26 protein-coding genes and 1 tRNA gene are annotated in these 26,670 nt (G+C 64.5%); 17 read left to right on the plus strand and 10 right to left on the minus strand.

Features of this window, described 5'->3' with window-relative positions; genetic code table 11:
• Window positions 1–22 precede the first annotated feature (22 nt).
• Together GSQ92_RS01370 and GSQ92_RS01375 are read right to left on the minus strand one after the other, a co-directional pair.
• Window positions 23–2,581, minus strand: a complete 2,559-nt coding sequence (locus tag GSQ92_RS01370; protein ID WP_158805621.1) for a glycosyltransferase — start codon at window positions 2,579–2,581, stop codon at window positions 23–25.
• Window positions 2,578–4,734 (minus strand): lipopolysaccharide assembly protein LapB, encoded by a 2,157-nt coding sequence (locus GSQ92_RS01375; protein ID WP_158805620.1) that lies wholly within the window; start codon window positions 4,732–4,734, stop codon window positions 2,578–2,580. The genes GSQ92_RS01370 and GSQ92_RS01375 overlap by 4 nt, the downstream gene beginning before the upstream one ends.
• A gap of 538 nt (window positions 4,735–5,272) precedes the next feature.
• Here GSQ92_RS01375 and GSQ92_RS01380 point away from each other — a divergent pair.
• The 6 genes from GSQ92_RS01380 (at window position 5,273) to GSQ92_RS01405 (ending at window position 11,537) form a co-directional block, all read left to right on the plus strand.
• Window positions 5,273–6,445, plus strand: coding sequence for an acetyl-CoA C-acetyltransferase (locus GSQ92_RS01380; RefSeq protein WP_158805619.1), 1,173 nt, complete (start codon window positions 5,273–5,275; stop codon window positions 6,443–6,445).
• 174 nt (window positions 6,446–6,619) lie between these two features.
• Window positions 6,620–7,189 (plus strand): biotin transporter BioY, encoded by a 570-nt coding sequence (locus tag GSQ92_RS01385; protein ID WP_254065898.1) that lies wholly within the window; start codon window positions 6,620–6,622, stop codon window positions 7,187–7,189.
• A 7-nt stretch (window positions 7,190–7,196) separates the two neighbouring features.
• On the plus strand, window positions 7,197–7,673 hold the full coding sequence (locus GSQ92_RS01390) for a DUF6314 family protein (protein WP_256367062.1): 477 nt from the start codon (window positions 7,197–7,199) through the stop codon (window positions 7,671–7,673).
• A 96-nt stretch (window positions 7,674–7,769) separates the two neighbouring features.
• Complete coding sequence (locus GSQ92_RS01395) at window positions 7,770–8,972, plus strand: pyridoxal phosphate-dependent aminotransferase (protein ID WP_158805617.1); 1,203 nt, start codon at window positions 7,770–7,772, stop codon at window positions 8,970–8,972.
• Window positions 8,973–8,982: 10 nt separating this feature from the next.
• Complete coding sequence (locus GSQ92_RS01400) at window positions 8,983–10,194, plus strand: pyridoxal phosphate-dependent aminotransferase (protein WP_159012854.1); 1,212 nt, start codon at window positions 8,983–8,985, stop codon at window positions 10,192–10,194.
• A gap of 128 nt (window positions 10,195–10,322) precedes the next feature.
• Entirely contained in the window at window positions 10,323–11,537 is a 1,215-nt protein-coding gene (locus GSQ92_RS01405) for a DUF1232 domain-containing protein (RefSeq protein ID WP_158805615.1), read from the plus strand.
• A gap of 120 nt (window positions 11,538–11,657) precedes the next feature.
• Here GSQ92_RS01405 and typA read toward each other — a convergent pair whose 3' ends face one another.
• The 3 genes from typA to GSQ92_RS01420 all read right to left on the minus strand — a co-directional run bounded on the left by typA (window position 11,658) and on the right by GSQ92_RS01420 (window position 15,287).
• Window positions 11,658–13,487 carry a translational GTPase TypA gene (typA, locus tag GSQ92_RS01410; RefSeq protein ID WP_158805614.1) on the minus strand — a complete coding sequence of 610 codons (1,830 nt, stop codon included), beginning with the start codon at window positions 13,485–13,487 and terminating at the stop codon, window positions 11,658–11,660.
• Between the two features lie 206 nt (window positions 13,488–13,693).
• Complete coding sequence (locus tag GSQ92_RS01415; RefSeq protein WP_158805613.1) at window positions 13,694–13,882, minus strand: hypothetical protein; 189 nt, start codon at window positions 13,880–13,882, stop codon at window positions 13,694–13,696.
• A gap of 133 nt (window positions 13,883–14,015) precedes the next feature.
• Window positions 14,016–15,287, minus strand: coding sequence for an RsmB/NOP family class I SAM-dependent RNA methyltransferase (locus GSQ92_RS01420; RefSeq protein WP_254065897.1), 1,272 nt, complete (start codon window positions 15,285–15,287; stop codon window positions 14,016–14,018).
• Window positions 15,288–15,357: 70 nt separating this feature from the next.
• On the opposite strand from GSQ92_RS01420, the gene GSQ92_RS01425 reads away from it, so the two are divergent.
• Both GSQ92_RS01425 and GSQ92_RS01430 read left to right on the plus strand, forming a co-directional pair.
• Window positions 15,358–16,197, plus strand: coding sequence for an undecaprenyl-diphosphate phosphatase (locus GSQ92_RS01425; RefSeq protein ID WP_158805612.1), 840 nt, complete (start codon window positions 15,358–15,360; stop codon window positions 16,195–16,197).
• 9 nt (window positions 16,198–16,206) lie between these two features.
• Window positions 16,207–17,046, plus strand: a complete 840-nt coding sequence (locus tag GSQ92_RS01430; RefSeq protein WP_158805611.1) for a GDSL-type esterase/lipase family protein — start codon at window positions 16,207–16,209, stop codon at window positions 17,044–17,046.
• A gap of 76 nt (window positions 17,047–17,122) precedes the next feature.
• On the opposite strand, the gene GSQ92_RS01435 is transcribed toward GSQ92_RS01430, so the two are convergent.
• Entirely contained in the window at window positions 17,123–17,614 is a 492-nt protein-coding gene (locus GSQ92_RS01435; RefSeq protein ID WP_158805610.1) for an Lrp/AsnC family transcriptional regulator, read from the minus strand.
• 165 nt (window positions 17,615–17,779) lie between these two features.
• On the opposite strand from GSQ92_RS01435, the gene trxB reads away from it, so the two are divergent.
• Window positions 17,780–18,748, plus strand: a complete 969-nt coding sequence (gene trxB / locus GSQ92_RS01440) for a thioredoxin-disulfide reductase (protein WP_159012855.1) — start codon at window positions 17,780–17,782, stop codon at window positions 18,746–18,748.
• Between the two features lie 60 nt (window positions 18,749–18,808).
• Window positions 18,809–19,693 (plus strand): LysR family transcriptional regulator, encoded by an 885-nt coding sequence (locus tag GSQ92_RS01445; RefSeq protein WP_158805608.1) that lies wholly within the window; start codon window positions 18,809–18,811, stop codon window positions 19,691–19,693.
• 28 nt (window positions 19,694–19,721) lie between these two features.
• Here GSQ92_RS01445 and GSQ92_RS01450 read toward each other — a convergent pair whose 3' ends face one another.
• A complete protein-coding gene (locus GSQ92_RS01450; RefSeq protein WP_159012856.1) occupies window positions 19,722–20,231 on the minus strand; it encodes a DUF2244 domain-containing protein in 510 nt (169 codons plus the stop codon).
• 93 nt (window positions 20,232–20,324) lie between these two features.
• On the opposite strand from GSQ92_RS01450, the gene nth reads away from it, so the two are divergent.
• The 4 genes from nth to GSQ92_RS01470 all read left to right on the plus strand — a co-directional run bounded on the left by nth (window position 20,325) and on the right by GSQ92_RS01470 (window position 23,197).
• Complete coding sequence (gene nth / locus GSQ92_RS01455) at window positions 20,325–21,068, plus strand: endonuclease III (protein ID WP_159012857.1); 744 nt, start codon at window positions 20,325–20,327, stop codon at window positions 21,066–21,068.
• 20 nt (window positions 21,069–21,088) lie between these two features.
• The gene (mnmA, locus tag GSQ92_RS01460) at window positions 21,089–22,168 is read left to right on the plus strand and encodes a tRNA 2-thiouridine(34) synthase MnmA (RefSeq protein WP_159012858.1); all 1,080 of its coding nucleotides are present in this window, start codon (window positions 21,089–21,091) and stop codon (window positions 22,166–22,168) included.
• Between the two features lie 17 nt (window positions 22,169–22,185).
• On the plus strand, window positions 22,186–23,022 hold the full coding sequence (locus GSQ92_RS01465) for a phosphodiesterase (RefSeq protein WP_158805604.1): 837 nt from the start codon (window positions 22,186–22,188) through the stop codon (window positions 23,020–23,022).
• A gap of 100 nt (window positions 23,023–23,122) precedes the next feature.
• A tRNA-Met gene (locus tag GSQ92_RS01470) sits at window positions 23,123–23,197 on the plus strand.
• Window positions 23,198–23,307: 110 nt separating this feature from the next.
• Here the strand turns inward: GSQ92_RS01470 and GSQ92_RS01475 are convergent.
• The gene (locus GSQ92_RS01475) at window positions 23,308–23,799 is read right to left on the minus strand and encodes a hypothetical protein (RefSeq protein ID WP_216850563.1); all 492 of its coding nucleotides are present in this window, start codon (window positions 23,797–23,799) and stop codon (window positions 23,308–23,310) included.
• A 443-nt stretch (window positions 23,800–24,242) separates the two neighbouring features.
• On the opposite strand from GSQ92_RS01475, the gene GSQ92_RS01480 reads away from it, so the two are divergent.
• The gene (locus GSQ92_RS01480; RefSeq protein ID WP_158805602.1) at window positions 24,243–24,512 is read left to right on the plus strand and encodes a hypothetical protein; all 270 of its coding nucleotides are present in this window, start codon (window positions 24,243–24,245) and stop codon (window positions 24,510–24,512) included.
• A 130-nt stretch (window positions 24,513–24,642) separates the two neighbouring features.
• Here the strand turns inward: GSQ92_RS01480 and GSQ92_RS01485 are convergent, their stop codons facing one another.
• The gene (locus GSQ92_RS01485; protein WP_158805601.1) at window positions 24,643–24,888 is read right to left on the minus strand and encodes a hypothetical protein; all 246 of its coding nucleotides are present in this window, start codon (window positions 24,886–24,888) and stop codon (window positions 24,643–24,645) included.
• Window positions 24,889–25,246: 358 nt separating this feature from the next.
• Between GSQ92_RS01485 and GSQ92_RS01490 the strand changes: the two genes are divergently transcribed.
• Both GSQ92_RS01490 and GSQ92_RS31355 read left to right on the plus strand, forming a co-directional pair.
• Window positions 25,247–25,951: a glycosyl hydrolase 108 family protein gene (locus GSQ92_RS01490; protein ID WP_158805600.1), complete on the plus strand. Its 705-nt coding sequence runs from the start codon at window positions 25,247–25,249 to the stop codon at window positions 25,949–25,951.
• Between the two features lie 131 nt (window positions 25,952–26,082).
• Window positions 26,083–26,214, plus strand: a complete 132-nt coding sequence (locus tag GSQ92_RS31355) for a hypothetical protein (protein ID WP_256367063.1) — start codon at window positions 26,083–26,085, stop codon at window positions 26,212–26,214.
• A 66-nt stretch (window positions 26,215–26,280) separates the two neighbouring features.
• On the opposite strand, the gene GSQ92_RS01495 is transcribed toward GSQ92_RS31355, so the two are convergent.
• On the minus strand, window positions 26,281–26,505 hold the full coding sequence (locus tag GSQ92_RS01495; RefSeq protein ID WP_158805599.1) for a cysteine rich repeat-containing protein: 225 nt from the start codon (window positions 26,503–26,505) through the stop codon (window positions 26,281–26,283).
• Between the last annotated feature and the right edge of the window lie 165 nt (window positions 26,506–26,670).

Below are 26,670 nucleotides of genomic sequence, written 5' to 3' on the forward strand. Positions count from 1 at the left end.
CGCTCCCGAAGCAAGCGACCCGCTAATCCTCGCGGCCGGTCACGATCCTCTCGTAGAGTTCGAGCGCTTTCTGGTTCTGCTTGACAATGTTGAATTCGAGCATGACATGCGCTCGCCCCTGCCGCCCAAGCTGCGGACCTAGATCCCGGTTGTCGTAAAGATAGATGATGTTGCTCGCGAGGGCCTCGACATCGTGCTCGGGGGAAAGCAGGCCCGTATAGCCATCTACCACCGCTTCCGGAATGCCGCTATGGAATGTCGAGAGCACCGGCAGACCCGTCGCCATCGCTTCCATCGCGACCGTTGGGATGCCTTCCATATCGCCGTCCGGGCCGGTGACGCTGGGCACCATCATGACATGCGCCGTCGCCATGAGCCGCGTCACTTCGGCATGGGGCTGAGCGCCGAGCAGCGAGACATGCCGGCCTATATCGAGCGATGCAACCAACGCCTCCAGCTTTCCCTTCTCCTCGCCCTCACCCACGAGCAAGTAGCGAAGTCTCAGATCCGGACGCCGTTCCATCGCCTTCGCAACCGCGAGGATGCCGTATTCCATCCCCTTTTTGTAAACCAGACGTGCGACCGAGATGATGTTGAGCGCTTCGCCCTCCTCTCGATGACGACGAGCGAAACTGAATTTCGTCGTGTCGATACCGACGCGATGAACCTGCACATCCTTCGGTTCGAAGCCCAGCGAGATAAGTCGCTCACGAAAAAACTCGCTGACCGGAAGCGCCTTGTGGAGACGCCGCTTGATGTCGTCATACAGGGACGTGCCAAACCGCTGGATATGCGCCGAGACATCGATCCCATGGAACGAGCAAACCACCGGCGCGCTGAAGGCGCCAAGATCCATGTAGCGGAAGACCACCTTGGGCCGGTGCCCGAAATGGCAATGCACCAAATCCACATCGGCGGCAGTACGCGAAATGATATGAGCGGCGTGATAATCGGCGATCGTCTCGTTGGACCGCTGCAACAGATCGCGCGCCATCTCCAGCGTCTCGCCGTGTTCACCCAGGGAATCAGCACTCCCCGCGCGAAGCGATGGTAGCTTGGCCGCCAGGACACGGCCCGGCCGCACTAATTGGTTGATCGCCAAAATCTGCCGCTCAGGCGGCTGCAGCATCGTCGAACGTTCGGACAGTCCATATTTGTGATATTCCGGTGGCATTTGATCCATGCGGCTCGGCCGCGTGTGCAGAACGCGAACGTCGTGCCCGAGGTCGATCAAGCCGGTAATGTGGTTCAACACGAAGCTTTCGGACAGCTTCGGAAACTCCCCCGTCATCACCAGAATTTTCAACGGCCGGCGCATGCGGGCCGGCAAGTTCGTCTTGAAGCTCCGCTCCACCTCGGCGCGCGCGACATCACGCTCATAGACGCCCCGAAGCCGCTTGACGGTGAGCGAAGTCGTTTTTGCCTTGATTTCGATCAGCTCACGGTAAGTCGCCAGATATCGCTCGCCCACAATCTCCGGCACATAGTGCTGAGCGGCCGCGTGTGCTGCGTCGCGCATCTCCTCCAGCCGTTCCTCGGTCGTGGTCGCCAAACCCTCGATGATCTCGGCGAGCTGTTGCGGATGATCCGGATTGAAGATCCAACCGCTCTCCCCATGCGCGACGGTATCGGGAAGGCCGCCGCGATTCGTCGCGATGACCGGAACACGATGGGCGAAAGCCTCGATCGTGATGCGGCCAAAAGGCTCATGCCAGATCGATGGCGCGAGCAGCACATCGATCTTCGGGAAGAATTGTTCAGGATCGGCGAAACCGATGAAACGTGCGTCATGTGTCGCCGACAACGCCTGGATCCGGCTTGCAATCTCCGGATCCTGCAAATCTCCGGCCATGATCAGACTTGCCGCGTCGGGCCGCAGCTTGCTCATCACATCGATGATGAGGTTGATGCCTTTGCTGGCATGAAGGCGGCCAAGAAAGCCGATGCGGATCGGCGCTCCAACGGCTCGCGCCACTCTTGTTCGAGGTATATTTTTCGGACGGTATGAATTCGGAATCACGCGGGCGACAGCAGCCTTCGCGAAAAATCCTTTCGCCAGATGTCGTTGAAGCGTGAAGGAGCTGATTCCGACCACCCCATCGACGTGTTGCGACATCTGCAAGGCGAATTGGCTGCCAAGTTCGCAGGTTCCGCACTGCTCCCCGCAATCCCGCGCGCCGTCGAACAGATTGCGATCGCACATCAGCTTGTATTCACGAAGCGTGTGCAACACCGGAATGCCGAGCGGCGCCATCGTGCGCCACAATTGCGGCGCCCGGTGAAAAACATTGGTGTGTATGATATCCGGCCGCTCCGACAGGATAACGGGAAGCAGCAGATCGGCATGGGTGGCGGCGGGGTTGGGCCGCCCGACCAGAATGGTTTTCACCCCGCCGAGATCGCGCACCGAGTGAAGGCCGCTCTCAGGCATATCCCGCATATAGACGCGACGCGCCATGCACAGGAAGGTCACCTCATGACCCGCCTTGACAAAATGGTCGGCAATGCTCTGAACCGAGCGCTCGGCGCCACCAGGCCCTCCGAAAGCCGCGTGCTCCTGATTGATCAGCAGGATTTTCACGCGTGCAGCTCCACCAGCGTTCCCTCATGTCTAGGTGCCTTGTGGCGACGGCCTGCTCTCGTGGCAGGTTTTGCGTCTTGAGACTGCGGGAGACTGGCCGCCGCCGGTTGGTCCGCAATGCCGGTCTCCTCAAACGCCACGCCGACAATCTCCAGCCGCTCGGGCGCCAGCGCCGCGCGTGGTGCGAGTTCGGCGAGTGCGTGCAAGATCGCGCCGCGAAGCTCTGCCCGGGTGCTCACCGGAACGGAAATGGATCTTCCCTTCAGCCAGCTGGTAACATCAGCGCCATGTCGCGACAGATGCACCACCGGGGCGCCACGGGAAATCGCGAAGATCGCGGTATCCTCATCGGCGCAAATCACCGCGCGAGCCTCGTCGATAGCCGCCGCAACAGCTTCGACTCCCAGCATATCAAGATCCAACACGCGGAGTGGTTCTCGCGGATCGAATGCCAGGTCACACCCCTCGGGCAAAGGGTTCTTGCCGGTCGCGAACAAAACGGTCTCGGACCGCGAAGCCTCCGAATTCCGTTCGAGAGGCGCCGGACAGGCACCCGACGCCAGATCGCAAATCTCGGAGAGCCAGGCGGTATAGCCGCGATACCGGATCTCCGGATTCGCCGACTTCACGCTGCGCATGTCGGTGTAGTTATAGAGCAGCCGACAATCCGGTAGCGGAACATCCTCGCCCGCCATCACATATTCCGGCAGAACGAAACCAACCTCCGCGCGTTCCCAGACATCCTCCACGGCATGAAGCGCCGCCACCGAAGGATGCGCCCCCAGGATGAAGTCGGCGGCAGGCGTTGACCAAGGCACCACGACCTCGATCCTGCAATCGAAATGCTCGGCGAGGCCAGTGATCAGGCGACCGGCCAAGACACAATCCGCCAAGCGGTTCCCCGTCGCCAAAACCACAGGAATCCTTGCTGTAAGCGGATTGCGGTAGCGCCGCGTGATGGCGACGGCGGGAGCAACACGGCGATCGCTAAGCGCCGCAAGCAGGGCAAGTGTCTTGCTGTCGTCTGGAACGAGATGCAACACTTGCTCGCATTTGATCCTGGACGAAGCCCGTTCGCCAATGTCGTGCAGCAGTTGCGCGAGCACGCGCCGTGGCGGAACGAGAAGAGGATCCTGAGCGATCACATCCTCGAGGCAGAGCCGCGCCTCATCCGGCCGCTCCATGCCGAGCAATAGCCGAGCCCGCGCCTGCTGTCCTTCGAGATAGGTCGGATGCGACTTCGGCACCCGGTTCCAATACTCGAGCGCCAGCGCCCGCTGGCCTTCCTTATCAGCGACGCGCGCGAGAAGCGCCGCCGGCCACGGATCGGCCGGCCGCACCTCCATTGCACGCAAGGCAAACTCGCGGCTCGTCGTCAGATCATTGCTCGCCCGTGCGATACGCGCGCGCCGGAACAGGGCGTCGAAACTCTTTGGCTTACGCGATAGCACGGCATCGAGATGGGCGGCGGCCTCGGTGTAGTTCTTCGCTCGCTCGGCCTCGATCGCCAAGGCGATAAGTTCGCTGTCGGTGATCTTGTCTGGAGTCATGCAAGGTGCGACCGCCTGAACGGGTGGCGCTTCAATGAGCGTGCTCTGCGCGACCTCGGTCCAATCCGCGGGCAAGGTCAGCGCGCCGATCTCGTGATCACCGTAGTCCTCGTCTGTCGTCGCCCGGAAAATGAGGTTCGCGCCGGGCAGAACCGGGCGGGTTGTAGCATCGAGGGAGAATCTGAAGCTGTAATGCCCGTTCCCGATGCCGGCTTGCCGAAGATCATTGCGGTAGCGATCCGCGACCAGCTTTCCGATCGTGACGCCGTCGCTTTCGACAAGAATCTCCAGCCGTTTCTGCGGATTCAGTCGATCCCAGGCCCAGCCATTGATATGGCGGCCCTTAAGTCCCTCAACCCGGCCATCGATGGTATGCGCGCCGCTCTCCAACGCCGCCACGATGGCCGAGATCGTTGTGGCGTTCGCGTCATCGACAAGACGCAGCGAGATGCGATGCGTGTCGCCATCGCGGAATTGCGCCGGGAGCAGATATTCGAAACCATGTGCGCCGCTGCCGATCCCCGCATGTTCTAGATCCTTCCGCAGCCGATCAGCGGCAACCTGGCCGACCACAGCACCATCAATCAGGATTTGAAGGTTCAAGCGCAACTCCGGCGCGGCGGTGTCCCAGGCCCATCCTCGGAGCACTCCCGCGGAGGCGCCTTCCAACTTCCCACGTATCGTCACTCTCGTCCTTTGCGCGTCGATGCCCGCATCATGGACAGGCGGTAACCTTACGTCAATCGTAACGAAATCAGAAGTTGTGGCTCTAGCGTCGCCGAAGCTCCTTGTGTCAACTTCGTCTTTTTGGAGCGAAAAACTCCCATCATTCCGGGCCCTAGGATCTATCTCGCGACTATTTGGACTGATTTCCGCGTGACGCTCGACGTCACGGAATCAACGAGCGCGATCAAGATTTTCAGACACGGCGGCGGCTTTGGATTTCTCATTTGCCTCAAACGGGACGACCGTTAGTCCTGTCTGTGGGGTTCAGGCCGCGCCCGTCTCGCTCAACGGCCGCCTTTCGCTTGCCCGGCAGCCATGTCCACCGCCTATGGTGGAGCGCGCCCAGCACGCCTAAATAACGTCCAGGAGCTGCCAGGGATGCGGCAGCATCAGGCAAGCTTTGGGGAGGACGCTCATGGAAGACATCGTCATCGTATCCGCCGCACGGACGCCCGTCGGCAGCTTCAACGGCGCCTTCGCGACCGTGCCCGCGCACCAGCTCGGGGTGGTCGCCATCAAGGCGGCGCTGGAACGCGCCGGGCTGACCCCCGAGGAGGTCGATGAAGTCATCCTCGGCCAGGTGCTGACAGCGGGCCAAGGGCAGAACCCGGCACGGCAAGCCGCCATCCTCGCCGGCATTCCGCAGGAGCGCACTGCTTTCGGGATCAATCAGGTCTGCGGCTCGGGCCTTCGCGCCGTGGCACTCGCGGCGACGCAGATCGCTACCGGCCAGGCCGATATTATTGTCGCTGGCGGCCAGGAGAGCATGAGCCAGTCGACCCACTGCGCCTATCTGCGCGCGGGCCAGAAGATGGGCGACCTGAACCTGGTCGATACCATGATCAAGGACGGGTTGTGGGACGCCTTCAACGGCTACCACATGGGCACCACCGCCGAGAACGTGGCGACTCAATACCAGATCACGCGCGAGCAGCAGGATCAGTTCGCCGCCGGCTCCCAGCAGAAAGCCAGTGCGGCGCAGAAGGGCGGGCGGTTCAAGGACGAAATCGTTCCGGTCACCGTAAAGGGCCGCAAGGGCGATATCATCGTGAGCGACGACGAGTACATCCGCCATGATTCGACGGTCGAGGGAATGGCGAAGCTGCGTCCCGCCTTCAGCAAGGATGGCACCGTAACGGCTGGCAATGCCTCGGGCTTGAATGATGGTGCGGCGGCCCTGGTCGTGATGTCCGCCAAGGAAGCGGCGCGCCGTGGGCTTACACCGCTCGCCCGCATCGCCGGCTTCGCGACGGTTGGCGTCGATCCCAAGGTAATGGGAACCGGGCCCATCTATGCCTCACGCAAGGTGCTGGAGCGTACCGGCTGGAAGGCGAGTGACCTCGATCTGGTGGAGGCCAATGAGGCTTTCGCGGCGCAAGCCTATGCGGTGAACCAGGAGATGGGCTGGGACACCGGCCGCGTGAACGTCAACGGCGGGGCCATCGCGATCGGCCATCCGATCGGCGCCTCGGGCGCCCGGGTGCTGACGACCCTGCTGCATGAGTTGCAGAAGCGCGACGGGCACAAGGGGCTCGCCACGCTCTGCATCGGCGGCGGCATGGGCGTCGCGATGGCCGTGGAGCGGTAGTCGCAAGGGACAGAAAGGTTTCTCGTCTGCGGCACTCGCGGGGGGCGGCGGCCGGTTCGGCTCACCCACTGTCTGCATCCTGGCGTGCGGGGGAGCGCAACGCACACGACAGTCTTGGCCAAGACTGTCGAGTGGGCGTGTGCTAGCGTTCCGGCTAACCCTGGAGAATAGATCGTGCCGAGCCAAGCCATCACGAGACCTCTCGACCTTCCGGCGAAGCCCCTTATCGGCGGTAGCTGGACCCAGCGGATCGCGGCCGTTGCGATCGGCAGCGCGCTGCTGGCGATCGCCGCACATGTGCAGGTGCCATTCTGGCCGGTGCGGCTTTCCATGCAGAGCTTCGTGGTGCTGGCGATCGGCCTCGCCTGCGGCGGCCGGCTCGGCGCCGCCACCGTGCTCGCCTATATCGCGGAAGGCGCCTGCGGCCTGCCGGTGTTTCAGGGCGGTGCGGGTCTTGCCTATATGGCTGGTCCGACCGGCGGCTATCTGCTCGGCTACGTGCTGGCCGCCTGGACCGTCGGCACTATGGCCGATCGCGGCGCCACCCGCAGCTGGATCCGCACGGTCGCCGTCCTGTCTCTCGGCGAAGTGCTGATCTACGCCCCAGGCGTCGCCTGGCTCGCTGTCCTGTTCGGGCCGGCGAAGAGCCTGGGCTTCGGACTTCTGCCATTTCTGCCTGCCGAGGCGGTCAAGCTCGCCCTCGCAACAGCTGCGTGCCCCCTCCTGCGGCGCCCGGCGCGCTAAACGCCCCATGAGTGCCCGCGTGGCATGGGAGCCGACGAGCCACGCGGCCTCCGACTTAGCCGGCTTCTTCCTCGGCTCGTGGCAATTGACGCGGCGCGGCTGGGGCTGTGGACCAGGATCGTGCATGCGGCTCTCAGGCACCGCGCGATTTTTCCCCCTCGACGGCGCTCTGCTCTTCGAGGAGCGGGGCGTTATGACGCTCGGCGGCTATCTCGGCGAGGCGATCCGCCGATATGTCTTCCGCTTCACCGACGCCGGCACGGCTCTGGTATCTTTCGAGGACGGCAGACCGTTCCACCACTTGGAACTCCGGAACGGTAGCGCTTGCGTCCGGCATGATTGCGAACCGGACCTCTATGAGGGCCGCTACCGCCTGCTGGGCCCGGACCAGTGGCTATTGAGCTGGCGGATCACCGGCCCCCGCAAACAACAACTCATCACCAGCCGCTACCGGCGCAAAGCTCAACCCGGGCGGATCGTCTAGCCGCTCCACCGCTGCCCTGCGCCATCTGCAATTGCGGCGCGGTCGCGCGCGGCAGTAGGGTCCGCCGCGCTTGCCATCAGCAAAGGTATTCGCGCCGTGAGCCTGACCGCCGAACGTCTCGACCGCATCAGCCCCAGCCAGACCATCGCCATTTCGTCCAAGGCGCGGGCGCTGAAGGCCGCGGGCCGCGACATCATCAGCCTCTCTGCTGGCGAGCCCGATTTCGATACGCCTGCCAATGTGAAGGCCGCGGCGATCCGCGCCATCGAGAATGGCGACACGAAATATACCGACGTCGGTGGCACGCCGGCGCTGCGGGCGGCCGTCGCCGCCAAGTTCAAGCGGGACAGCGGGCTCGACTATTCGCCGTCCGAGGTCATGGTCTCCACGGGTGGCAAGCAGGTCATCTACAACGCCATGGTCGCCACGCTGAACGCCGGGGATGAGGTGATCATTCCGGCGCCGTGCTGGGTGAGCTACCCCGATATCGTAACCCTCGCCGATGGCGTGCCTGTCGTTCTTCCTTGCAGCCAGAACAACGGCTTCAAGCTCCGCGCGGAGGATTTGGAAGCCGCGATCACCCCGCGCACCCGCTGGCTGATGATCAACAGCCCCTGCAACCCGACCGGTGCCGCTTACTCGGCCGAGGAGCTGCGGCCGATCGCCGATGTGCTGCTGCGGCATCCAAACGTTTGGGTGATGACCGACGATATCTATGAGAAGCTGGTCTATGACGGCTTCAAACCCGCCACCCTCGCCGAGGTTGAGCCGAAGCTTAAGGACCGCACGCTGACCATGAATGGTTGCAGCAAGGCCTATGCCATGACCGGCTGGCGCATCGGCTTCTGCGGCGGTCCGGTGGCACTGATCAAGGCAATGGACAAGCTGCAGAGCCAGTCGACCTCGAATACCTGCAGCATCGCCCAGGCCGCGGCGGTCGAAGCACTGAACGGCGACCAGAGCTTCATCGCGGAGATGGTAGCGGTCTATAGGGAGCGGCGGGACCTGGTTGTCGGAATGCTCAACAAGGCACCGGGCCTGAACTGCGCGACGCCCGAAGGCGCCTTCTATGTCTTCCCGTCCATTCACGGCTGCATTGGCAAGACCAGCCGGGGCGGTACGGCGATTTCGGACGACGAAGCCTTCGTGACCGCGCTGCTGGAGGAGGAAGGCGTCGCCGCCGTGCATGGCGCGGCCTTTCTCTATCCCGGCCATTTCCGCATCAGCTACGCGACCGACACCGAATCACTGCGGAAGGCGTGCGAGCGCATCCAGCGGTTTTGTGAGGGCCTGAAGTAGGGCGCCACCAATGGCCGCCCTCGCCTCCCGCCTCGGCCGCGCGGAAACCGCAGCAGTGGTGCAGATGTCGGCCCGCGCCCGCGCCATGCGGGCCGAAGGCCTCGATGTAATCTCGCTGGCGATCGGGGAGCCCGACTTCCCGACGCCCCCGGTCGCCATCGAGGCGGCGCATCGCGCGGCGCTGGACGGCCAGACCAAATACCCGCCGGTCGATGGGCTGCCGGTGCTGAAACAGGCCGTTCGCCGCAAGTTCCAGCGCGACCAGATGCTCGATTTCCCCATCGAGCAAATCCTCGTCTCCAACGGCGCCAAGCAGGTGATCTTCAACGCCTTCGCCGCGACGCTGGACGAGGGCGACGAGGTCATCATCCCGACGCCCTACTGGTCCTCTTACGCTCTGACGGCAGAGCTTCTCGGCGGCCGGCCCGTCTTCGTGAGCTGTCCCCAAAACAACCGCTTCCGCCTGCGCGCTGAAGACCTGGAAGCGGCTATCACGCCCCGCACCAAGTGGCTCCTGCTCAATACTCCGAACAACCCAACCGGCGCCGCCTACGCACCGGAGGATCTCGCGGCGCTTACGAAAGTCCTCGAACGGCATCCTCACGTCTGGATCTTCGCCGACGAGATCTACGAGCACCTGCGCTACGACGGCGAGGGTTCCGTCAGCATCGCGGCGATCGCGCCGCAGCTTGCCGACCGGACGCTGGTCGTCTCCGGCGTCTCCAAGACCTACGCGATGACCGGCTGGCGCATCGGCTTCGCCGGCGGCCCCCTGCCGCTCATACGGGCCATGGCGCTTGTGCAGAGCCACGCGACCTCCGGCATCTCGACCGTTGGCCAGGCTGCGGCCGCCGCCGTGCTCGACGCGCCTCAGGATATGGTCGCCGAGATGGTCGCCGCCTATCGCCGCCGCCGCGATCTCGTCGTGGAAGCGCTCAACTGGATGCCCGGCGTCACCTGCGTCGCCCCTGAAGGCGCCTTCTACGTCTTCCCCTCAATCGCCGGCTGCATCGGGCGCCGGAGTAGCGGCGGGCGGCTCCTGGATACCGACCAGGACTTCGCCACAGCTTTGCTCGAGGAGGCGCATGTCGCCGTGGTTCATGGCGGCGCTTTCGGCATGAGCCCACATATCCGGATCAGCTACGCCACCGACGACCTGACTTTGACCGAGGCTTGCCGGCGGATGGCGGCGTTCTGTGGCGCACTCGGCTATCGCCCCTAACGATTTGTCACATTGGCTCTCGCCTCGATTGGCTCGCCCGACTAATTTTCGTCTATGCTCTTCGCGTGATTGTCCGGCGGGCTGCCGAGTCGTAGAGGAATGGAATGGTCGCCGGATGGCTAGATGCTGTGAGCTGGACGGTTAGACGACTAACCTATCGCCTGGCGATCGAGGCAATCATCCTCGCTCAATGCGTGCTCCTGTCGCTGTCGTGCCTCTGGTCGAAGCTCGCCTTGGTTGTCGGCGTTGGCTACTCCTTCGGCCCTGTTGACCTCATACCGGATCGCATCCCTTACTACGGTCATCTCGACGAGGCGGCCTTTGTCATGGTCGGCTTGATCCTCGCTCGACTGCTGGTGCCGCCCCTGCAGGTCTCGGCCGTGCGATCCCGGCATCCGGCGCCGGCCGCCTTGCCTTCCTTTACCATCGTCTTCTGCCACTGTCCAAAGACCGCCGGCACCAGCCTGTTTCGCGCGCTGAGTGACAGGCTTGGTTATCGGCGCAGCTATCTGATGAGGCGGACGCGCCCAGATCTGCGGCTGCTACGAAGGCGCGGCTTCGCCCTTGTTTCCGGTCACGCGCCCTACGGCCATTATCTCGCCTCCGGCGGGGTGGAGGGCGCGACGCGCTTCACCACCTTCTTCCGTGAGCCGCGAGCCGTCGTTCTCTCGCACTTCGCCCATGTGCTGCGTCACCGTCACGAAATCCCAGCGGCGCAACGCTTTTTCGACGTGGAACTTCCGCGGCTCGGCCACCCCACGACATCGGCGGAAGCGGTTCGTCTCTTCATCGCCCGGTTTCGGGAATTCGACGGCTGGGACGCTGACAATCCACAGGTACGGTTTGCCACAAACTGCATGCGTGGTCCGCTCGACGCCTCGCATCTGGAGCAGGCGAAAGCCACCTTTACCGCGATGGATATCGTGGGCTGCGCTGAGCGCTTCAACGAATCGCTCATGCTGATGGCTGACCGCTTCGGCTGGCAGGACATCGCTTATCACCGCCTTAACGTCTCGACCGCGCGGCAGCGACCCGTCGAGGATCCGGCGCTGCTTGATGAACTCGACAAGCATTTGCTCTACGACCACGCGCTGATCCGCTGGGCGCGGAACCGCTTCGAGATGGAGCTGGCGGCGACACTAAGTCGCGTGAACAAGAGTGGCCGTACACCGCCGACTGTGACCCTGCTGGAGGCGGAGCCGCCGTACCGCGCCTTCCGCCACCGGCTCGCGGCCGCGACGACGCTGATGCTGGACGATTGGAGATGGTGGCTCAGCACAAGACGCGGAGCGGCCGCGCGCGCCATCACGACACAAATCTCCGAGCGCCTCACGCACCGCTGAGACGGTTTTCTGACGTCATCCTGGCGAGGGCTGAGGATGACGTCTTGTTCGTGACATGAGGGCGAGACGCGTACCCCTACGCTCGCCCCCTGCGGACCGCGAAGGAGCCGGCGCTGTCGGCTAGGCCGCGTCGGACTCCGAAGCCCGACCGGCACGCTTGCGCGCGTTCGGGTCGAGATGGCGCTTGCGCAGACGGATGGCGGCGGGGGTTACTTCCACCAGCTCGTCATCCTCGACATAGGCGATCGCCTGCTCCAGCGACATCCGGCGCGGCGGGATCAGCAGCATCGCCTCGTCCTTGCCGGCGGCGCGGATATTGGTGAGCTTCTTTTCCTTGATGACATTGACGTCCAAGTCATTGTCCCGGCTGTGCTCGCCGACGATCATCCCGGTATAGACCTTCTCGCCCGGGTTCACGAACAGCGTGCCGCGCTCCTGCAGATACCACAGCGAATACTGCACAGCCTCGCCATCAAGGTTCGAGATCAGGCTGCCATTGCGGCGGCCCTCGATCGGGCCCTTCCAGGGACCGTAGCCGGCGAACAGCCGGTTCATCACGCCCGAGCCGCGCGTGTCGGTGAGAAATTCGCCGTGGTAGCCGATCAGGCCACGGCTCGGCATGCGGAAGGTGAGGCGAACCTTGCCGCCGCCCGAGGGCCGCATGTCCTGCAACTCACCCTTACGGCGGCTGAGCTTCTCGACGACTACGCCGGTATAGGGCTCGTCGACATCGGCCAGCACATCCTCCATGGGCTCCTCGCGCTCGCCGGTCTCCTCGTTGACGCGGGTCAGCACGCGTGGGCGGCCGATGGTGAGCTCGAAGCCCTCGCGGCGCATCGTTTCGATCAGCACGCCGAGCTGCAACTCGCCCCGGCCGGCGACCTCGAAGGCGTCCGTCTCGTTGCTGATAGTGATCTTGAGGGCCACGTTGCCCTGGATCTCATGCATCAGCCGGTCGCGAATCTGGCGGGACGTAACCTTCTTGCCCTCACGGCCGCCGAGCGGGCCATCGTTGACGCGGAAAGTCATCGAGAGGGTCGGCGGGTCGACCGGAATGGCCTGGATCGGCGACATCAGCTCAGGCGAGCCCAAGGTATCCGGGATCGTCGCATCGGTGAGGCCCGCGATCGCGATGATGTCACCGGCCTGCGCCTCCTCGACCGGCACGCGGTCGAGGCCATCGAAGGACATCAGCTTGGTCAGTCGCCCGGTCTCGACTACCGTGCCGTCCGCGCGCAGCACCTTCAACGGCATGTTGAGGCGCGCACGGCCCTGCTCGACACGCCCGGTCAGCACGCGGCCGAGGAAGTTGTCGTAGTCCAGGATGGAGGCCAGCATCGCGAAAGGCGCATCGACATTCAGGTTCGGCGACGGGACATGCCGGATCACCAGATCGAACATCGGCGCGAGATCCTTGCGGGCGCCTTCGAGCACCTCATCCGCCCAGCCCTGGCGGCCGGAGGCGAAGAGCATCGGAAAGTCGAGCTGCTCCTCCGTCGCGTCCAGCGCGGCGAATAGGTCGAAAACCTCGTTATGGACCTCGTCGGCGCGGGCATCCGGGCGATCGACCTTATTGACTACCACGATGGGGCGGATGCCCCGCGCCAGCGCCTTGCCGAGCACGAACTTGGTCTGCGGCAACACGCCCTCAGCGGCATCCACCAACAGGATGGCGCCGTCCACCATGCTCAGAATGCGCTCGACCTCGCCGCCGAAATCGGCATGGCCTGGGGTATCGACGATATTGAGCCGCGTGCCCTTCCAGATGACGCTGGTGCATTTGGCGAGGATGGTGATGCCGCGCTCACGCTCCAGATCGTTGCGGTCCAAGGCGCGTTCCGCGACGTGCTGATTGTCGCGGAAGGCGCCGGACTGCTTGAGCAGCGCATCCACCAGCGTCGTCTTGCCGTGATCGACATGGGCGATGATGGCGATGTTGCGAATATCCATAGGGATCAGGTCCGGCTTTTGGAGCCCACGAAGGGGCAGGATAAGTTCGGCGGTACAGAAATTGCCCCGCCGATGACGGGTCAGCCGTCAGAGGCAGGGCGTGTCGTGTTGCGGCGCACACATAAACGAACACCGCCGCGGAAGCGAGCGCTAACCGAAGGCGCCACTAACGCGGCGCAGGCCCCGGCTATGCGTCGCGGGCGAGCCTAGCGCAGGTGGGCGTCGTCGGCCGCGGTTTCTGCGTCAAGCCCGTGTTGGATCAAGCGATGCACTGCCTCGGAGCGATCCTCGACGTGATGCTCAGCGGACCAGCGGTCGACGGCCTTAGCCTCGGCCGGGCTCATGACCAGGGAAACCTCGGTCACATCGCTCGAATCGCTGCCCACATCCGTCATCACCAGTCACCCCCTGTTGCACTTGCGAAGATAAGACAAATGGGGGCGTTAGGGGTCTGAAAAAAGGCCATGGCTGGTTCGCGGAACTACCCCGCGCGGGGACCCGACGCGGTAACGTCTTGGCGTGTTGGCGCTAGAGCTTCCTGAACCTTGCCACGAAAAACCCGTCCAGCCCGCCGCGCTCGGGCCATAGCCCCGGATGGGTCCGCAAAAATCCCGCCGGCGTGATGGCCTCGGCAAGCTCCGGAACCTCTTCGGGCAAGATCGGCATCACCTCCAGCGGCAGCCGGGCGAAGGCACCCGCGGCGCGAGTCGCGCCCTCCTCCGGCTGTAGCGAGCACACCGCGTAGATCAGCCGTCCGCCAGGGCGCAGCATCGTCACGGCAGCCCGCAGCAGGCGGTCTTGCGCCGCTACCAGCGCCCCGATATCGCCGGGCTTCTTGAGGAAAGGCAGGTCGGGGTGCCGCCGCATCGTGCCGGTAGCGCTACAGGGCGCATCGAGCAACACCGCATCCAATGGGGCTGGCGGCTGCCAGTTGATGGCATCCGCCTCAACGAGGGTCGCCGAGAGGCCGAGCCGGTCGAGATTGCTCCGCAGCCGGCGCAGCCGCCCCGCATCACGCTCGATCGCGAAGACTTCCGCGCCGGCGGCCGTGAGTTGCGCCGTCTTGCCGCCCGGTGCCGCGCAAAGATCGGCGATCCGCTCGCCCGGCTTTACCGCGAGCAGCCGCGCCGGCAAAGCCGCCGCCGCGTCCTGTACCCAGCTTTGGCCCTCGGCGAATCCGGCGATGTCGGCGATGTGCGTGCCGGCGGGGAAGCGGACCGAGCCGGTCGGCAGGAGCGTGCCGCCCTCGGGCACCGCCGCGCCCGGCTTCAGGGTGAGGTCCAATGGTGCCTCTCTCTGATGTGCCGTCGCGATGGCACGCCCCTCGCGTCCCCAGGCCGCCCACAGCCACAGCGGTGTGTCGAGTCGCGGGCCATCCAGGTCGGCGAGTGACGCGACGCCTTGTTCCGAGACCCGGCGCAGCACGGCATTCACCAGCCCGGCGACCTTCGTCTGCCCTCGCCGCTTGGCCAGATCGACGGCGGTGCCGACCGCCGCATGAGGGGGCGCCTCCAGGAACAACAGGGCCGCAACACCCAGCCGCAGGATATGCTTGACGGCCACCGGCGGCGCCTTGGCGAGGTAGGGCTCCAGCACCGCATCGATCGTGCCGCAGCGGCGCAGAGCGGTGGCGGCCAGGCGATGGGCGGCGGCGCGATCACGCAGATCCATCGCCGGCAGGGAATCGAGCGCGTCCTCGAGCGAACGATGCCGGTCGAGAACGGCAGCCAGAAGAGCAAAAGCGCCGTCGCGGGTGGGGTCGGCGGAAGGGGGATCGTTCGGCACGCGGCGGCTATACACAGATTTCGTCGATTGCGGGCGTCGCGGGATCGGCTATGCAGACCCGCGACCTCGGAGAATCCCGCCGCCCATGGATCCGCTGCACGCCATCATCATCGCCCTTGTCCAAGGCGCGACCGAGCTTTTCCCTGTCAGCAGCCTCGGCCATGCCGTCGTGCTGCCCGCGCTGCTTGGCTGGCATCTCGATCTGCAGAGCAGTGGCTTCCTACCCTTCCTGGTCATGCTCCACGTCGGCACGGCCGTGGCCCTGCTCGTCTTCTTCTGGCGCGACTGGCTCGCCATCATCCGCGCACTGCTGGGGATGAGCGACGCTCATGCGAACAAGGAGGGCCGGCGAGTCTTTGCCCTCATCATCATCTCGATGATCCCGGTGGTGGTCATCGGCCTGGTGCTGGAGCATCCGCTGCGCCGAGTCTTCGCGACACCGCTGATCGCCGCCGTGTTCCTGGTCGTCAACGGATTGATCCTGCTCGTGGGCGAAAGAATGAAGGGCAGCGGCAGCCGCGCGCTATCGACCCTTACGGCGAAGGACGCCCTCATCATCGGTCTCTGGCAGTGCCTGGCACTCGTTCCCGGCATCTCGCGCTCCGGCGTGACGATCCTGGGCGGTGTGCTGCGCGGTGTCGATCACGAGGGCTCGGCGCATTTTTCCTTCCTGATCGCGACGCCGGTGATCGGTGCGGCGGCGGTGCTCGAGATTCCCAAGCTGCTGCATGATCCGGCGCTCCATGGCAGCGGTGTCTTCCAATTGTCATTGATCTGCGCCGTGGTGGCCGGGCTCACCGCACTCGCCAGCACCGCCTTCCTGATGCGCTACTTCCGCGGCCATGATCGCTCGGCGCTCGATCCCTACGCCTGGTATTGTGTCGCCGCCGGCCTCGGCAGCGCGGCCTTCCTGCTCTTTCGCTAGGGTCTTCCAATGTTCGCACGTCTGCTCCTGGCGCTCGGCCTGCTGCTGCCCCTGGCACCCGCGCTGGCGAGCAGCAACAACCTGGCTGCGGCGCCGATCGGCCGTATGGACCTCCCCTGGTGGAAACACCGGTTCGAGCACAGCCTCACCCGCAACCGCGAGGGTCCTGTGGGGCTGGTCTGGCTCGGCGACTCGATCACCCAGAATTGGGAACTTGCGATGCCGGCCGCCTATGCCGATTACGCGCCAGTCTGGAATCGCTTCTATGGCGACCGGTCCGCGATCAATCTGGGCTTCACCGGCGACACCACGGCCAGCGTGATCTGGCGCCTGGATCATGGTGAGGTCGATGGCATCTCTCCGCGCGCGGTGGTGGTGCTGATCGGCGCCAACAACCTCGGCCGTGCCCATTGGGATGCCGAGCAAACCGTGGGTGGCATCGAGGCCATCACCACCATCCTGCACCGCAAGCTGCCCCAGGCGAAGGTGCTGCTATTGGGCGTCCTGCCCAGTCGTAGGACGCCCTGGGCCAGCGCGCAGACGGCCATCATCAACGCCGACCTGGCGACCGTCTATCGCGACAGCGACTTCGTGACCTTCATGGATGTCGGCCATCTTCTGCTGAAGAACGGCCAGATCGACGGCGACCTTTACCTCGATCCGAAATTCTCGAAGCTCTCGGCCGCCCTGCTCATCCCGAGCCACCCGCAGGTCGCGCATATGGTCGTGCCGGGCGTGCTGCTGCATCCGGACGCCTTCGGCATGGCCCGCATCGCCGCCGCCATCGAGCCCCGCCTGCACCGGATGTTAGGCGACCGCGATCATCTGGCGGTCCAGGCGAGTCGGTAGAGCGGCGCACTAACACCCCCGGCCCTCCCTTCTAGGGCTGGGATCGGGGGTGAGTTTGACTGGGCGCCACGCCAACTTAAATCGGCACCCCCGCCAGGCTCTTGCTCGTCCGGATCGTCGGCAGCGTCTGCACCCGGCTTACCTCCGCGATCCCCGTCAGCCGCTGGGTGAGTGCATTCTCGTGCGCGGCGTCCCGCGCGAGGAGGCGGAGCAGGAAATCGCCGCCGCCACGGATCATGTGGCACTCGCGCACCTCGTCCCAGCCGGCCACCGTCTGCTCGAATCGAGTGAGAACCGACTCCTTCTGGCTGTCCAGCCCGACGATGACGAAAAAGGAGATGGTCCAGCCCAGGCGCGCGGCATCGGTCTCCGCATGGTAGCCGTGGATGATGCCGCTTTCCTCCAGCCGCCGCACCCGCCTCAGGCAAGGAGGCGCCGAAATGCCCGCGCGGCGTGACAGTTCCACGTTGGTGATGCGGCCATCGGTCTGGAGTTCGCTGAGAATGCGGCGGTCGATGGAGTCGAGCTCGCTATCCTCGGCCGCCTTGGCTTGAACATGGGACTTCATCGGCGGATCGGCGGCCTCCAGAGGCGCCGTTGAATAACGGCTGACGAAATATTATTTCATCCGCATGGTTATGGAGCAATAACCGGCGCTTTCCGCAGGCCGTTTTCCTTGCCATGCATCCTGAGCACTATATTCTTTGAACTGGCGAATCGAATGGATCCCTCTATGCCTCAGGCTCACCGCACGCCGGTGCTGATCATCGGCGCCGGGCCTGCCGGCTATACCGCCGCGATCTACGCGGCTCGGGCAGGCTTGCAACCGATCCTTGTCGCGGGTTTGCAGCCTGGCGGCCAGCTTACGATCACCACGGATGTCGAGAACTATCCAGGCTTCGCCGAGGTCATCCAGGGACCATGGCTGATGGAGCAGATGGCCGCACAGGCTGAAGCCATGGGCACCCGCGCCATCCATGACATCATCACCGAGATCGACCTGTCCCGCCGCCCTTTCGTCGCGATCTCCGACTCCGCCGAGCGGTTCGAGGCCGATACCATCGTCATCGCGACCGGCGCTTCCGCCCGCTGGCTGGAGATTCCGTCCGAGCGTGTCCTGCGCGGCGCCGGCGTCTCGGCCTGCGCGACCTGCGATGGCTTCTTCTATCGCGGTAAGGCGGTTGCGGTGATCGGCGGCGGCAATACCGCCGTCGAGGAGGCGATTTACCTCACCCGCCACGCCAGCCACGTTACACTGGTCCACCGCCGCGATTCGCTGCGGGCCGAGCGGGTGATGCGGGAGCGGCTATTCGCCAATCCGAAGATCTCCGTGATCTGGGATCATGAGGTGGACGAAATCCTCGGCGGCGGCACGCCCGCCGTGGTGGACGGCCTCCGCCTCCAGCACGTTCGCACCGGCGAGAAGCGGACCCTGGCGCTCGACGGCGTCTTCGTGGCGATCGGCCATACGCCCAATACGATGATCTTCGAGGGGCAGGTCGAGATGGACCGGGATGGTTACATTCTGACCTCGGGCGGCAATACCGCCACTTCCGTGCCTGGGGTCTTTGCCGCTGGTGACGTGCAGGATCGCATCTACCGCCAGGCCGTCACCGCCGCCGCAAGCGGCTGCATGGCGGCTCTCGATGCCGAAAAGTTTCTCTCGCATGCCGCGCGAGAGGTTGCCGTCGCCGCCTACTGACCGCGGGAGGTCATGCGACCTCCCGAACCGACTTTTGCCTTGGATCGGGAATAGCGAAGCATGGATTGGGACAAACTGCGGGTTTTCCACTCGGTGGCCGAGGCGGGCAGCTTTACCCATGCCGGCGACACCCTAAACCTCAGCCAGTCGGCGGTCTCGCGACAGATCTCGGCACTGGAAGAGGCGCTTCAGGTGCCGCTCTTCCATCGCCATGCGCGCGGCCTCATCCTCACGGAGCAGGGGGAAGCCCTCAACCGCACGGTGCGCGAGGTCTTCGCCAAGCTCGCGATGACCGAGGCGCTGCTGACCGAAAGTAAGGAGCGCCCTGCCGGGCGGCTCAAGGTGACGACGACGGTGGGCTTCGGCTCGACCTGGCTCGCCTCCCGGGCGCAGCTTTTCCTCGAGCAGTATCCAGAGGTCACGATGTCGCTGATCCTGGATGACGGGGATCTCGATCTAGCGATGCGGGAGGCCGATGTCGCGATCCGCATGCATCCGCCGAAGCAGCCGGATCTGGTGCAGCGCCACCTGATGGACATCCATTGGAACGTTTTCGCGGCGCCGGAATACCTCAAGAAGAGCGGCACGCCGCAGACGCCGGAGGACCTCGACAACCACAAGATCATCCTCTTCGGCGGCTACCGCCCGCCGGTCGAGGACATCAACTGGCTGGCCGAGGCCGGACGCCGCCCGGGCAATCCGCGCCGTGCGGCGCTCGAGATCAACAACCTGCACGGCATGGCGCTGGCCATCCATTCGGGCCTCGGCATCGGCGTGCTGCCGGATTACCTCGCGCGTGACACCCAGGGCCTGGTGCAGATCCTGCCCGAGGTGAAGGCGCCCAAGGTGGATGTGTTCTTCGTCTATCCGGAGGAGCTGCGGAACTCGAAGCGCGTTGCGGTGTTCCGGGACTTCCTGCTCGCGCATATCGCGGAGAAAACCTGAGGCGGCATCGGGGCGTATGACGTGTAGCCTACGCCCCGTCTCTAAGCTGTGGATTGTCGAAGGTCGGATGCCGCAAGCGATACAGCGCCTCGCCGAGCGCCTCCGCGAGGTCCCGCTTCTCCGTCTCGCCTAGGCTCTGCGCCACCTCGAACTGACGGCGGCGGCTGATGAGGAAAAGCCGCGGCACCCGCCCCGGCGCTTCCTCCAGCCGAGAGCCGAGCCAGGCGGCAGGAAGCGTCGTGCTGCGGCGCCGTCCGCTTGGCGTCGCACGGTCGATGCGTAGCGACTGCCGGGTCAGTACCAGCGTCTCCAGCGCATTTGCGCCACGCGCGTTCCAGCGCAACGCGATGAGAGCGAGCCCAACCTCCACGCCCGCGAAGCCGGCCACCGGCCAGGCTCCCAGGATCCAGAACATCGTGGTGACCGCGAGGCTAAGCCCGCCCAGCAGACAAATGGCGATCGTGATCCCGCGCGGCGAAAGGCTGCGATAGGGCGGAAATTCCGCCTCGAACACGACGGGTTCGGCATCCTCGACCATGCGGCAATCTTGGCCCTTCGGCGGCGAATTCTCCAGCCCCAAACCGCGCGGCGCTGCCTTGGCGGGACGCCGGCAAAGCGGCTAGCAGTGCTCATGGCCCAAGCCCCGCCCGCCACCGCCGCCCACCCCGTCCGCATGCCCACCCGCAATGTGCGGCCCTTCATGCAGGCGCTGGCGGATCAATGGCCGGATGCGCGAACCGAGCTCAACTATCGCGACCCCTTCACCCTGCTCGTCGCCGTGGTGCTGTCCGCCCAGGCGACGGATGCCTCGGTCAACCGCGCCACCGCGCCGCTCTACAATAAGATCGACGGACCGGCAGCCATGTTGGCGCTCGGTGAGAAGGGCCTCGGTGACTACATCAAGTCGATCGGCCTGTGGCAGTCCAAGGCGCGGGCGGTGATCGGCCTCTCACGGGCGCTGCTAGACAATCATGGCGGCGAGGTGCCGCATGACCGCGAAGCGCTCGAGGCGCTGCCGGGTGTCGGCCGCAAGACCGCCAATGTCGTCCTCAACGTGGTGTTCGGCGAGGCGACGATCGCCGTGGACACCCATCTGTTCCGTCTCGGCAACCGCACCGGGCTCGCCCCCGGCAAGACGCCGAGGGTGGTCGAAGACGGGCTGCTCAAGCGTATCCCCAAGGACATGTTACTGCACGCCCATCACTGGCTCATCCTGCATGGCCGCTACATCTGCAAAGCCCGCACGCCGGAATGCTGGCGCTGCGGCGCCGCTCCCTGGTGTGCCTACAGACCCAAGACCCCAGAGCCACGGGCGAAGCAGCCGGCCGCGAAACCGCGTGGCAGAGCGACCGCCATCGAGGTAGAAGGCGGCTGAGTTCAGCCGAAAGTCTCCTGATGCGCATCGTGGTCGCCATGTCCGGCGGGGTGGACAGTTCCGTCGTCGCCGGCCTACTGGCCGAGCAGGGCCATGAGGTCATCGGCGTAACCCTGCAACTCTACGACCACGGCGCCGCCGCCAAACGCCGCGGCGCCTGCTGCGCGGGCGAGGACATCCACGACGCCCGCCGCGTCGCGGATCGCCTGGGCATCGCCCATTACGTGATCGACGCCGAGGCCCGCTTCCGCGCGACCGTCATCGAGGACTTCGCCGGTGGCTACGCGGCAGGCGAAACCCCGGTCCCCTGCGTGCGTTGCAACCAGAGCCTGAAATTCGGCGACCTCATCGACATGGCCCGCGATCTCGGCGCCGAGGCCATGGCGACCGGCCACTACGTCCGCCGCGTTGATGGCGCCAACGGCCCCGAATTGCACCGCGCGATGGATGCGGCCCGCGATCAGAGCTGGTTCCTTTTCGCCACTACAGCCGAGCAGCTCGCCTATAGCCGTTTCCCGCTCGGCGACATGCCGGACAAGGCAGCGGTGCGGGCCCAGGCCGCGCGGCTCGGCCTGTCGGTCGCGGTCAAGCCGGATAGCCAGGACATTTGCTTCGTCCCCGCCGGGCGCTACACTGATATCGTCGCCAAGCTGCGGCCGGATGCGATGGCGCCGGGGGAGATCGTGGACGCGGCGGGGGAGGTTCTCGGCCGCCACGAAGGCGTTGCCCGCTTCACGGTTGGCCAGGCAAAACGCCTCGGCCTGCCCCGCGTCGAGGGCGTCAAGCCGCCCGTCGTCACCGCGCTCGACCCGGGCCGCCGCCGCGTGACGGTTGGCCCGCGGGACGGCGGCACATGCGAGGTGCGGCTGCGCGAGGTCAACTGGCTCGTGACGCCGCCGCCCGAGGGCCTGTCGGTTCTCGTCAAGCTCCGCGCCCGCGCCGAGCCGCAGCCCGCGCTAGTGCGCGCGACGGCGGAGAACGGCGCCTCCGTCGTGCTGGAGACGCCCGCTTTGCCCGCGCCCGGGCAGGCCTGCGTCTTCTATGACGGCGAGCGTGTCCTCGGCGGCGGCTTCATCACCCGAGCCGCCCTCGCCGCCTGATCCCGAAGGACTTTCGCATGCTGATCGCCCAGCTCTCGGACCTGCATATTCGTCCGCGCGGCGAACTGGCCTCACGCATCATCGACACGAATATGCTCGTCGAGCGTGCCTTGTTGACTCTGGCGGCGATGCGCCCCGTGCCGGATGTCGTTGTGATCTCGGGCGATATCACCGAAAGCGGCCGGCCGGAAGAATATCGGATGGCGGTGACGCTGCTGCGCCGCTACCTGACCATGCCGGTTTTCGTGGTGCCCGGAAATCACGACCGCCGAGAGAATTTTCGCACTGGTCTCGCCGATATGCCCGGCGTCACCTCCGACGAGCCTTTCGTCCAATATGTCGTCGAGGACTACCCGATCCGCCTGGTGATGCTCGACTCGGTCGTCGCGGAGGCGGGTCATGGCCTGCTCGACGGCGGCCGTCTGGACTTTCTCGACCGCAGCCTTAGCGCGGCGCCGGACCGGCCGACGATCCTGGTGCTGCATCATCCCCCGATGCTGACCGGCTCCGTCGGCATGGACCGCATTCATTTGCGCGACACTGCGGCGCTCGGCGAGGTTCTAGCGCGGCACAACCAGGTCGAGCGCATTCTCACCGGACACCATCACCGCGCCGTCGTGGGCCGGCTCGGCGGCGCCATCGTGCTTGTGGCGCCGGCGGTGGTGCATCAGTCCTGGCTCGACCTTACCCCTGTCGGCCTGGATGCGATGGTGCTGGAGCCGCCGGCATTCCTTCTGCACCAGTTGCAGCCGGATGGCGGCATCGCGAGCCATACCGCCTATGTCGAGCGCTTCCCCGGCCCCTTCCCTTTCCAGGTGGATGACGATTACCCCGGCCGCCCCGCCAAGGTCTGAGTCTGCGGGCCGCTTCGCCGTCGGGACGGGTTGACGCCGCCCATAAGCCGGCGCTATCGCCTCCCACCGCATGCCGGCACGCCCGGCATGACCCATCCGTGGCGGCGTAGCTCAGCGGTAGAGCAGGAGAATCATAATCTCTTGGTCGGCGGTTCAAATCCGTCCGCCGCTACCATGGGTTTCGTTGAGCCCAGAAGTTGATAACCGGGTCCACTTCACCATCCCCTCGAAACGCTTCGGTCGGTAGGCACGCTTCCCCCGGCCTAGCTCGTCGGGCATACACGGTCATTGAAATGGATTTGTCCCGCCACCCGCAGCGCCTCCGCCTATCCCTGCGCAGGTCCTGAAGGCGTTCAGTGCCTTGGAGCTTCCTGACAGCGACACGGAAATTGGCTTCGCCTTTCCGATGGTCAAAGTCAAACTGGAAGCCTTCGCCATGTCGTCGAGAATCGGCTGCACTTTGTCAGCATCGACATCAGCCGAGACCATTGTGTCCGTGTTTGACACAATATCGAAAGAATAGGTGTTCCCGTTCACGGTAAAGCTTATCGAGCCTTGGACACCATCGGGTAACGACCATGAGTCATTGCCGGAGCGAAGTTCCACGGTGGTGCCGTCCGATCTCAGCGCCATTGCGCCGTTTATCACTGATGCCAGGCAGACATCGGGTGGATCCGTCATCGAAGGACGATGCTCGACGGCTGCCCAAGAGCCGCTTTGAGCCAGAGGAATGAGTTGTTCATCCGCCAGCGCGGGAATCGCGCAGGAAACCGCCAAGGCAAGGCCGAGGATGCCGAAGGACCGCATCTATCCCTCCGTTGCTTAGGCGGAATGATAGCGATGCGACCCGAAATTGTCATCCTGCGTTCTTCAGCCGTTTATCGCCGGACATGCCGCAGACTGCGCAAGACGGTCACTTCCTGCTGGCCAACGGCGCTCAGGCAACGACGATCTACGGCAAGGGATCGCACGCGAGTGTGCATGGACGTACGACCGACTTCAAATAATCTTGGTGTTTCACGTATTGGCCCGTAGCGCCTTTGCCACAGTGCGCCACGCCCTCCGGCGGGTAGCTTTTTGGAGCGATCGATAAGGCGAAAACGATTGCCTACACGCTGCCGACGACAGCCAGTGTTAGCCGGCGGCAGAGGCGATCGGTCGACAAGGCCAATCCACGTTTGATATTGTTACAGAGCGATGACCTGGCGGGAGGGGCACTGATGGCGGATGACACAGGCCTCTGGGTAGTCGGGAAACCGCCAGAACTGCCAGCAGATGGCGAGGGCATCTGGGTTGTAAGGAAGTCCGCCCCGCTCGGCGTCCGGGTCTCGGTGCCATCGGCGCCAAGCACCATCAGTGCGGCTCCTCCAACCCTAGCGGCGCCCCCTGAGCCGTGGCCCGCGGTAAGAGGCATCGGCGGGCTCATCGCTGTAGTAGTCGCGCTATTTGGCGTTGCGCTGACGATCGTGATCTCGATGTTTTTCCGTTAGCGAAGTCCTCTGCGCAGGAGCCCACGTCACTTACCGGATCGCGCTGTCCAGTCTTGCTATTCAGGAAACCACTACTCACCCTACCGAACACGAAAAAGCCGGTCTTTCGACCGGCCCATCGTGGCGAAGATTACGCGAGGTAGTCCGGGCGCTGGCTGGGCAGCCAGCTCAGATAGGCCGGGCGCTGGCTGGGCAGCACGCTGCTGTTGCCCTGGGCGCCGTTGCTTGCGAGGTAAGCGGGCCGCTGCTGCGGAGCCACTTGGTCGTTGCGGGCCTGCTGATCCACCGAGTGGCGCATCATGGGCTGGCTCGCCATTGCGGCGCCGGTCATGCCGAGCGACACCGCGGCCACCGCCGCCATCAGAAAATTCTTCATAACAATGCTCTCCAAGTCAGTAGCCGGTCGTCTCATGGCGGCCAGCGCGGAACCAACACCGCAATCGTCGTTGCATCCCGTCGAGCTAAATTTACGATTGCTGCGGCGCAGCAGAAGTCCTGTTAACCGATGGAAGCCATGCTCAGAATAATGGCTTCAGATGTAAGCTATGCGTTTCAATTGTAGCTTTAAAGCGTCAGCAACTATTCGACCCGTGGTCATCGTGTGCCTGAGCGTGCACGGGACAGCACATTATCAACCCAAGCCTCGTCTTTCCGATATGCTCATCCAACGGCCGATCCCGTGGCTCGCGGGATGGCGCGCCCTGATGAACTGCTCCCCGATGGAGGATGTTTGAATGGCTGCCCACAACTTCACGCTCGCTACCGCCTTCGCCAAGTCCGAGGCATCCGGCTACAACGCCGACCCTCAGAAAAGCGGAAACTGGTCGACGGGAGTCACCGGCAAGGGCGAGCTTATTGGGAGCAACCTGGGCTGCAGCGCACCGGCGACGATCGCCTACATGGCGGAAACCGATCCAGGCGTTGTCGTTACCGCCGACTGGATGAAGACCCTGCCCGAGAGCGTGCTGAACGGGATGGCGCGCAGCCGCTACTGGGAGCCGCTGCGATGCGATGACCTGCCATCCGGCCTCGATCTCATGTGCTTCGACTTCGGCTGGGACACGGATGTCGGCACCTCCGCGAGGCTTCTCCAGAAGCTTCTGGGTGTGACGGAGGACGGATCCATCGGCTCCCGCACCTTAAGGAGCCTCGCGACGCTGGACCTGCCGACCCTCGCCCGCTCCCTCAACGCAAGCGATATGCTGCTTCTGCAACAGCGTCTCGGGGTGGTGCGGGATGGCTGGGTTGGTCCCATCACCCTCGCTGCGGTGGCGGCGCAACCGCGGCAGCGCGCCGCAGTTATCAGCCTCGCACTCGGCGATGCGCAAAACGCCTATTACCGCAGCCTGCCCAATTTCGGTACCAGTGGAGTCGGCTGGCTCGCCCGCACATCGCGTCGCTCGCAGGCAGCGCTCGCCATCCTCGGCAAGCCGGCATGAGCATACGCCCGCGGAACGCCAGTTTCGGCCGGGTCCAGGCCTAACACGTTCTTGAAGTGACAGGATTCGGCTCGCGGGTGATATCTGATCGATCCCAACAGCCCAGAGCCCTTGTCACAGGAGAGCGCAGCATGCGTCGCTTAACGCCTATTCTACTCCTAGTGGCCCTCGCCGTCTCAGTCGCGGGTTGCTATTACGGGCCGCCAGGCTACGGCTACGGGCCTGGCTACTACCATCATCCCCACTACTACTGGTACCGGTAAACAACAACGCGACACAGGCGGGTTGCGCCACAAAAAGGCGCAACCCCTGCCGGAAAGTCTCGATGATTATTGAGACATTCCTTGTTTCATCTTCACCAGTGTCCCTACGCAGACGGGCGAAAGTTCCCTCATGTGCTTCTTCATGCACTGCTTGATATGGCCCGGCCCAACATGTGAGCAGAGGCGCTGAATATCCGGGCCACAGGCCTGCATCATCGTCTGCGCCAGTGCCGCCGAGGAGAAGGCTGCAAGCCCAGAGGATAATAGAAGAGTTAAAACAAAAGATTTCATTGGAGTTCCAATATCAACCGGTTTGACTATTACGCGCGCATATACCAGCGGAATTATCGCATAGGTTGCAGAGCCGGCCCAGCGTCAATTTGCCGGTCTCACGAATTTACCGGCCGCCAGCTTCATTCGCCGGCTCGGTCGCAAGGGCAAGCGGGCGACCTGCAC

The organism is Acidisoma sp. S159 (genome assembly GCF_009766125.1).
Classification (GTDB): Bacteria; Pseudomonadota; Alphaproteobacteria; order Acetobacterales; family Acetobacteraceae; genus Acidisoma.

Bases quoted from the DNA above. Each gene is read 5' to 3' on its own strand.
- GSQ92_RS01495 (WP_158805599.1), bottom strand. From the start codon at position 26,505: ATGAAATCTTTTGTTTTAACTCTTCTATTATCCTCTGGGCTTGCAGCC.
- GSQ92_RS01450 (WP_159012856.1), bottom strand. From the start codon at position 20,231: ATGGTCGAGGATGCCGAACCCGTCGTGTTCGAGGCGGAATTTCCGCCC.
- trxB (WP_159012855.1), top strand. From the start codon at position 17,780: ATGCCTCAGGCTCACCGCACGCCGGTGCTGATCATCGGCGCCGGGCCT.
- nth (WP_159012857.1), top strand. From the start codon at position 20,325: ATGGCCCAAGCCCCGCCCGCCACCGCCGCCCACCCCGTCCGCATGCCC.
- GSQ92_RS01490 (WP_158805600.1), top strand. From the start codon at position 25,247: ATGGCTGCCCACAACTTCACGCTCGCTACCGCCTTCGCCAAGTCCGAG.
- GSQ92_RS01430 (WP_158805611.1), top strand. From the start codon at position 16,207: ATGTTCGCACGTCTGCTCCTGGCGCTCGGCCTGCTGCTGCCCCTGGCA.
- GSQ92_RS01380 (WP_158805619.1), top strand. From the start codon at position 5,273: ATGGAAGACATCGTCATCGTATCCGCCGCACGGACGCCCGTCGGCAGC.
- typA (WP_158805614.1), bottom strand. From the start codon at position 13,487: ATGGATATTCGCAACATCGCCATCATCGCCCATGTCGATCACGGCAAG.
- GSQ92_RS01425 (WP_158805612.1), top strand. From the start codon at position 15,358: ATGGATCCGCTGCACGCCATCATCATCGCCCTTGTCCAAGGCGCGACC.
- GSQ92_RS01415 (WP_158805613.1), bottom strand. From the start codon at position 13,882: ATGACGGATGTGGGCAGCGATTCGAGCGATGTGACCGAGGTTTCCCTG.
- GSQ92_RS01465 (WP_158805604.1), top strand. From the start codon at position 22,186: ATGCTGATCGCCCAGCTCTCGGACCTGCATATTCGTCCGCGCGGCGAA.
- GSQ92_RS01400 (WP_159012854.1), top strand. From the start codon at position 8,983: ATGGCCGCCCTCGCCTCCCGCCTCGGCCGCGCGGAAACCGCAGCAGTG.
- GSQ92_RS31355 (WP_256367063.1), top strand. From the start codon at position 26,083: ATGCGTCGCTTAACGCCTATTCTACTCCTAGTGGCCCTCGCCGTCTCA.
- mnmA (WP_159012858.1), top strand. From the start codon at position 21,089: ATGCGCATCGTGGTCGCCATGTCCGGCGGGGTGGACAGTTCCGTCGTC.
- GSQ92_RS01445 (WP_158805608.1), top strand. From the start codon at position 18,809: ATGGATTGGGACAAACTGCGGGTTTTCCACTCGGTGGCCGAGGCGGGC.
- GSQ92_RS01390 (WP_256367062.1), top strand. From the start codon at position 7,197: ATGAGTGCCCGCGTGGCATGGGAGCCGACGAGCCACGCGGCCTCCGAC.
- GSQ92_RS01485 (WP_158805601.1), bottom strand. From the start codon at position 24,888: ATGAAGAATTTTCTGATGGCGGCGGTGGCCGCGGTGTCGCTCGGCATG.
- GSQ92_RS01435 (WP_158805610.1), bottom strand. From the start codon at position 17,614: ATGAAGTCCCATGTTCAAGCCAAGGCGGCCGAGGATAGCGAGCTCGAC.
- GSQ92_RS01480 (WP_158805602.1), top strand. From the start codon at position 24,243: ATGGCGGATGACACAGGCCTCTGGGTAGTCGGGAAACCGCCAGAACTG.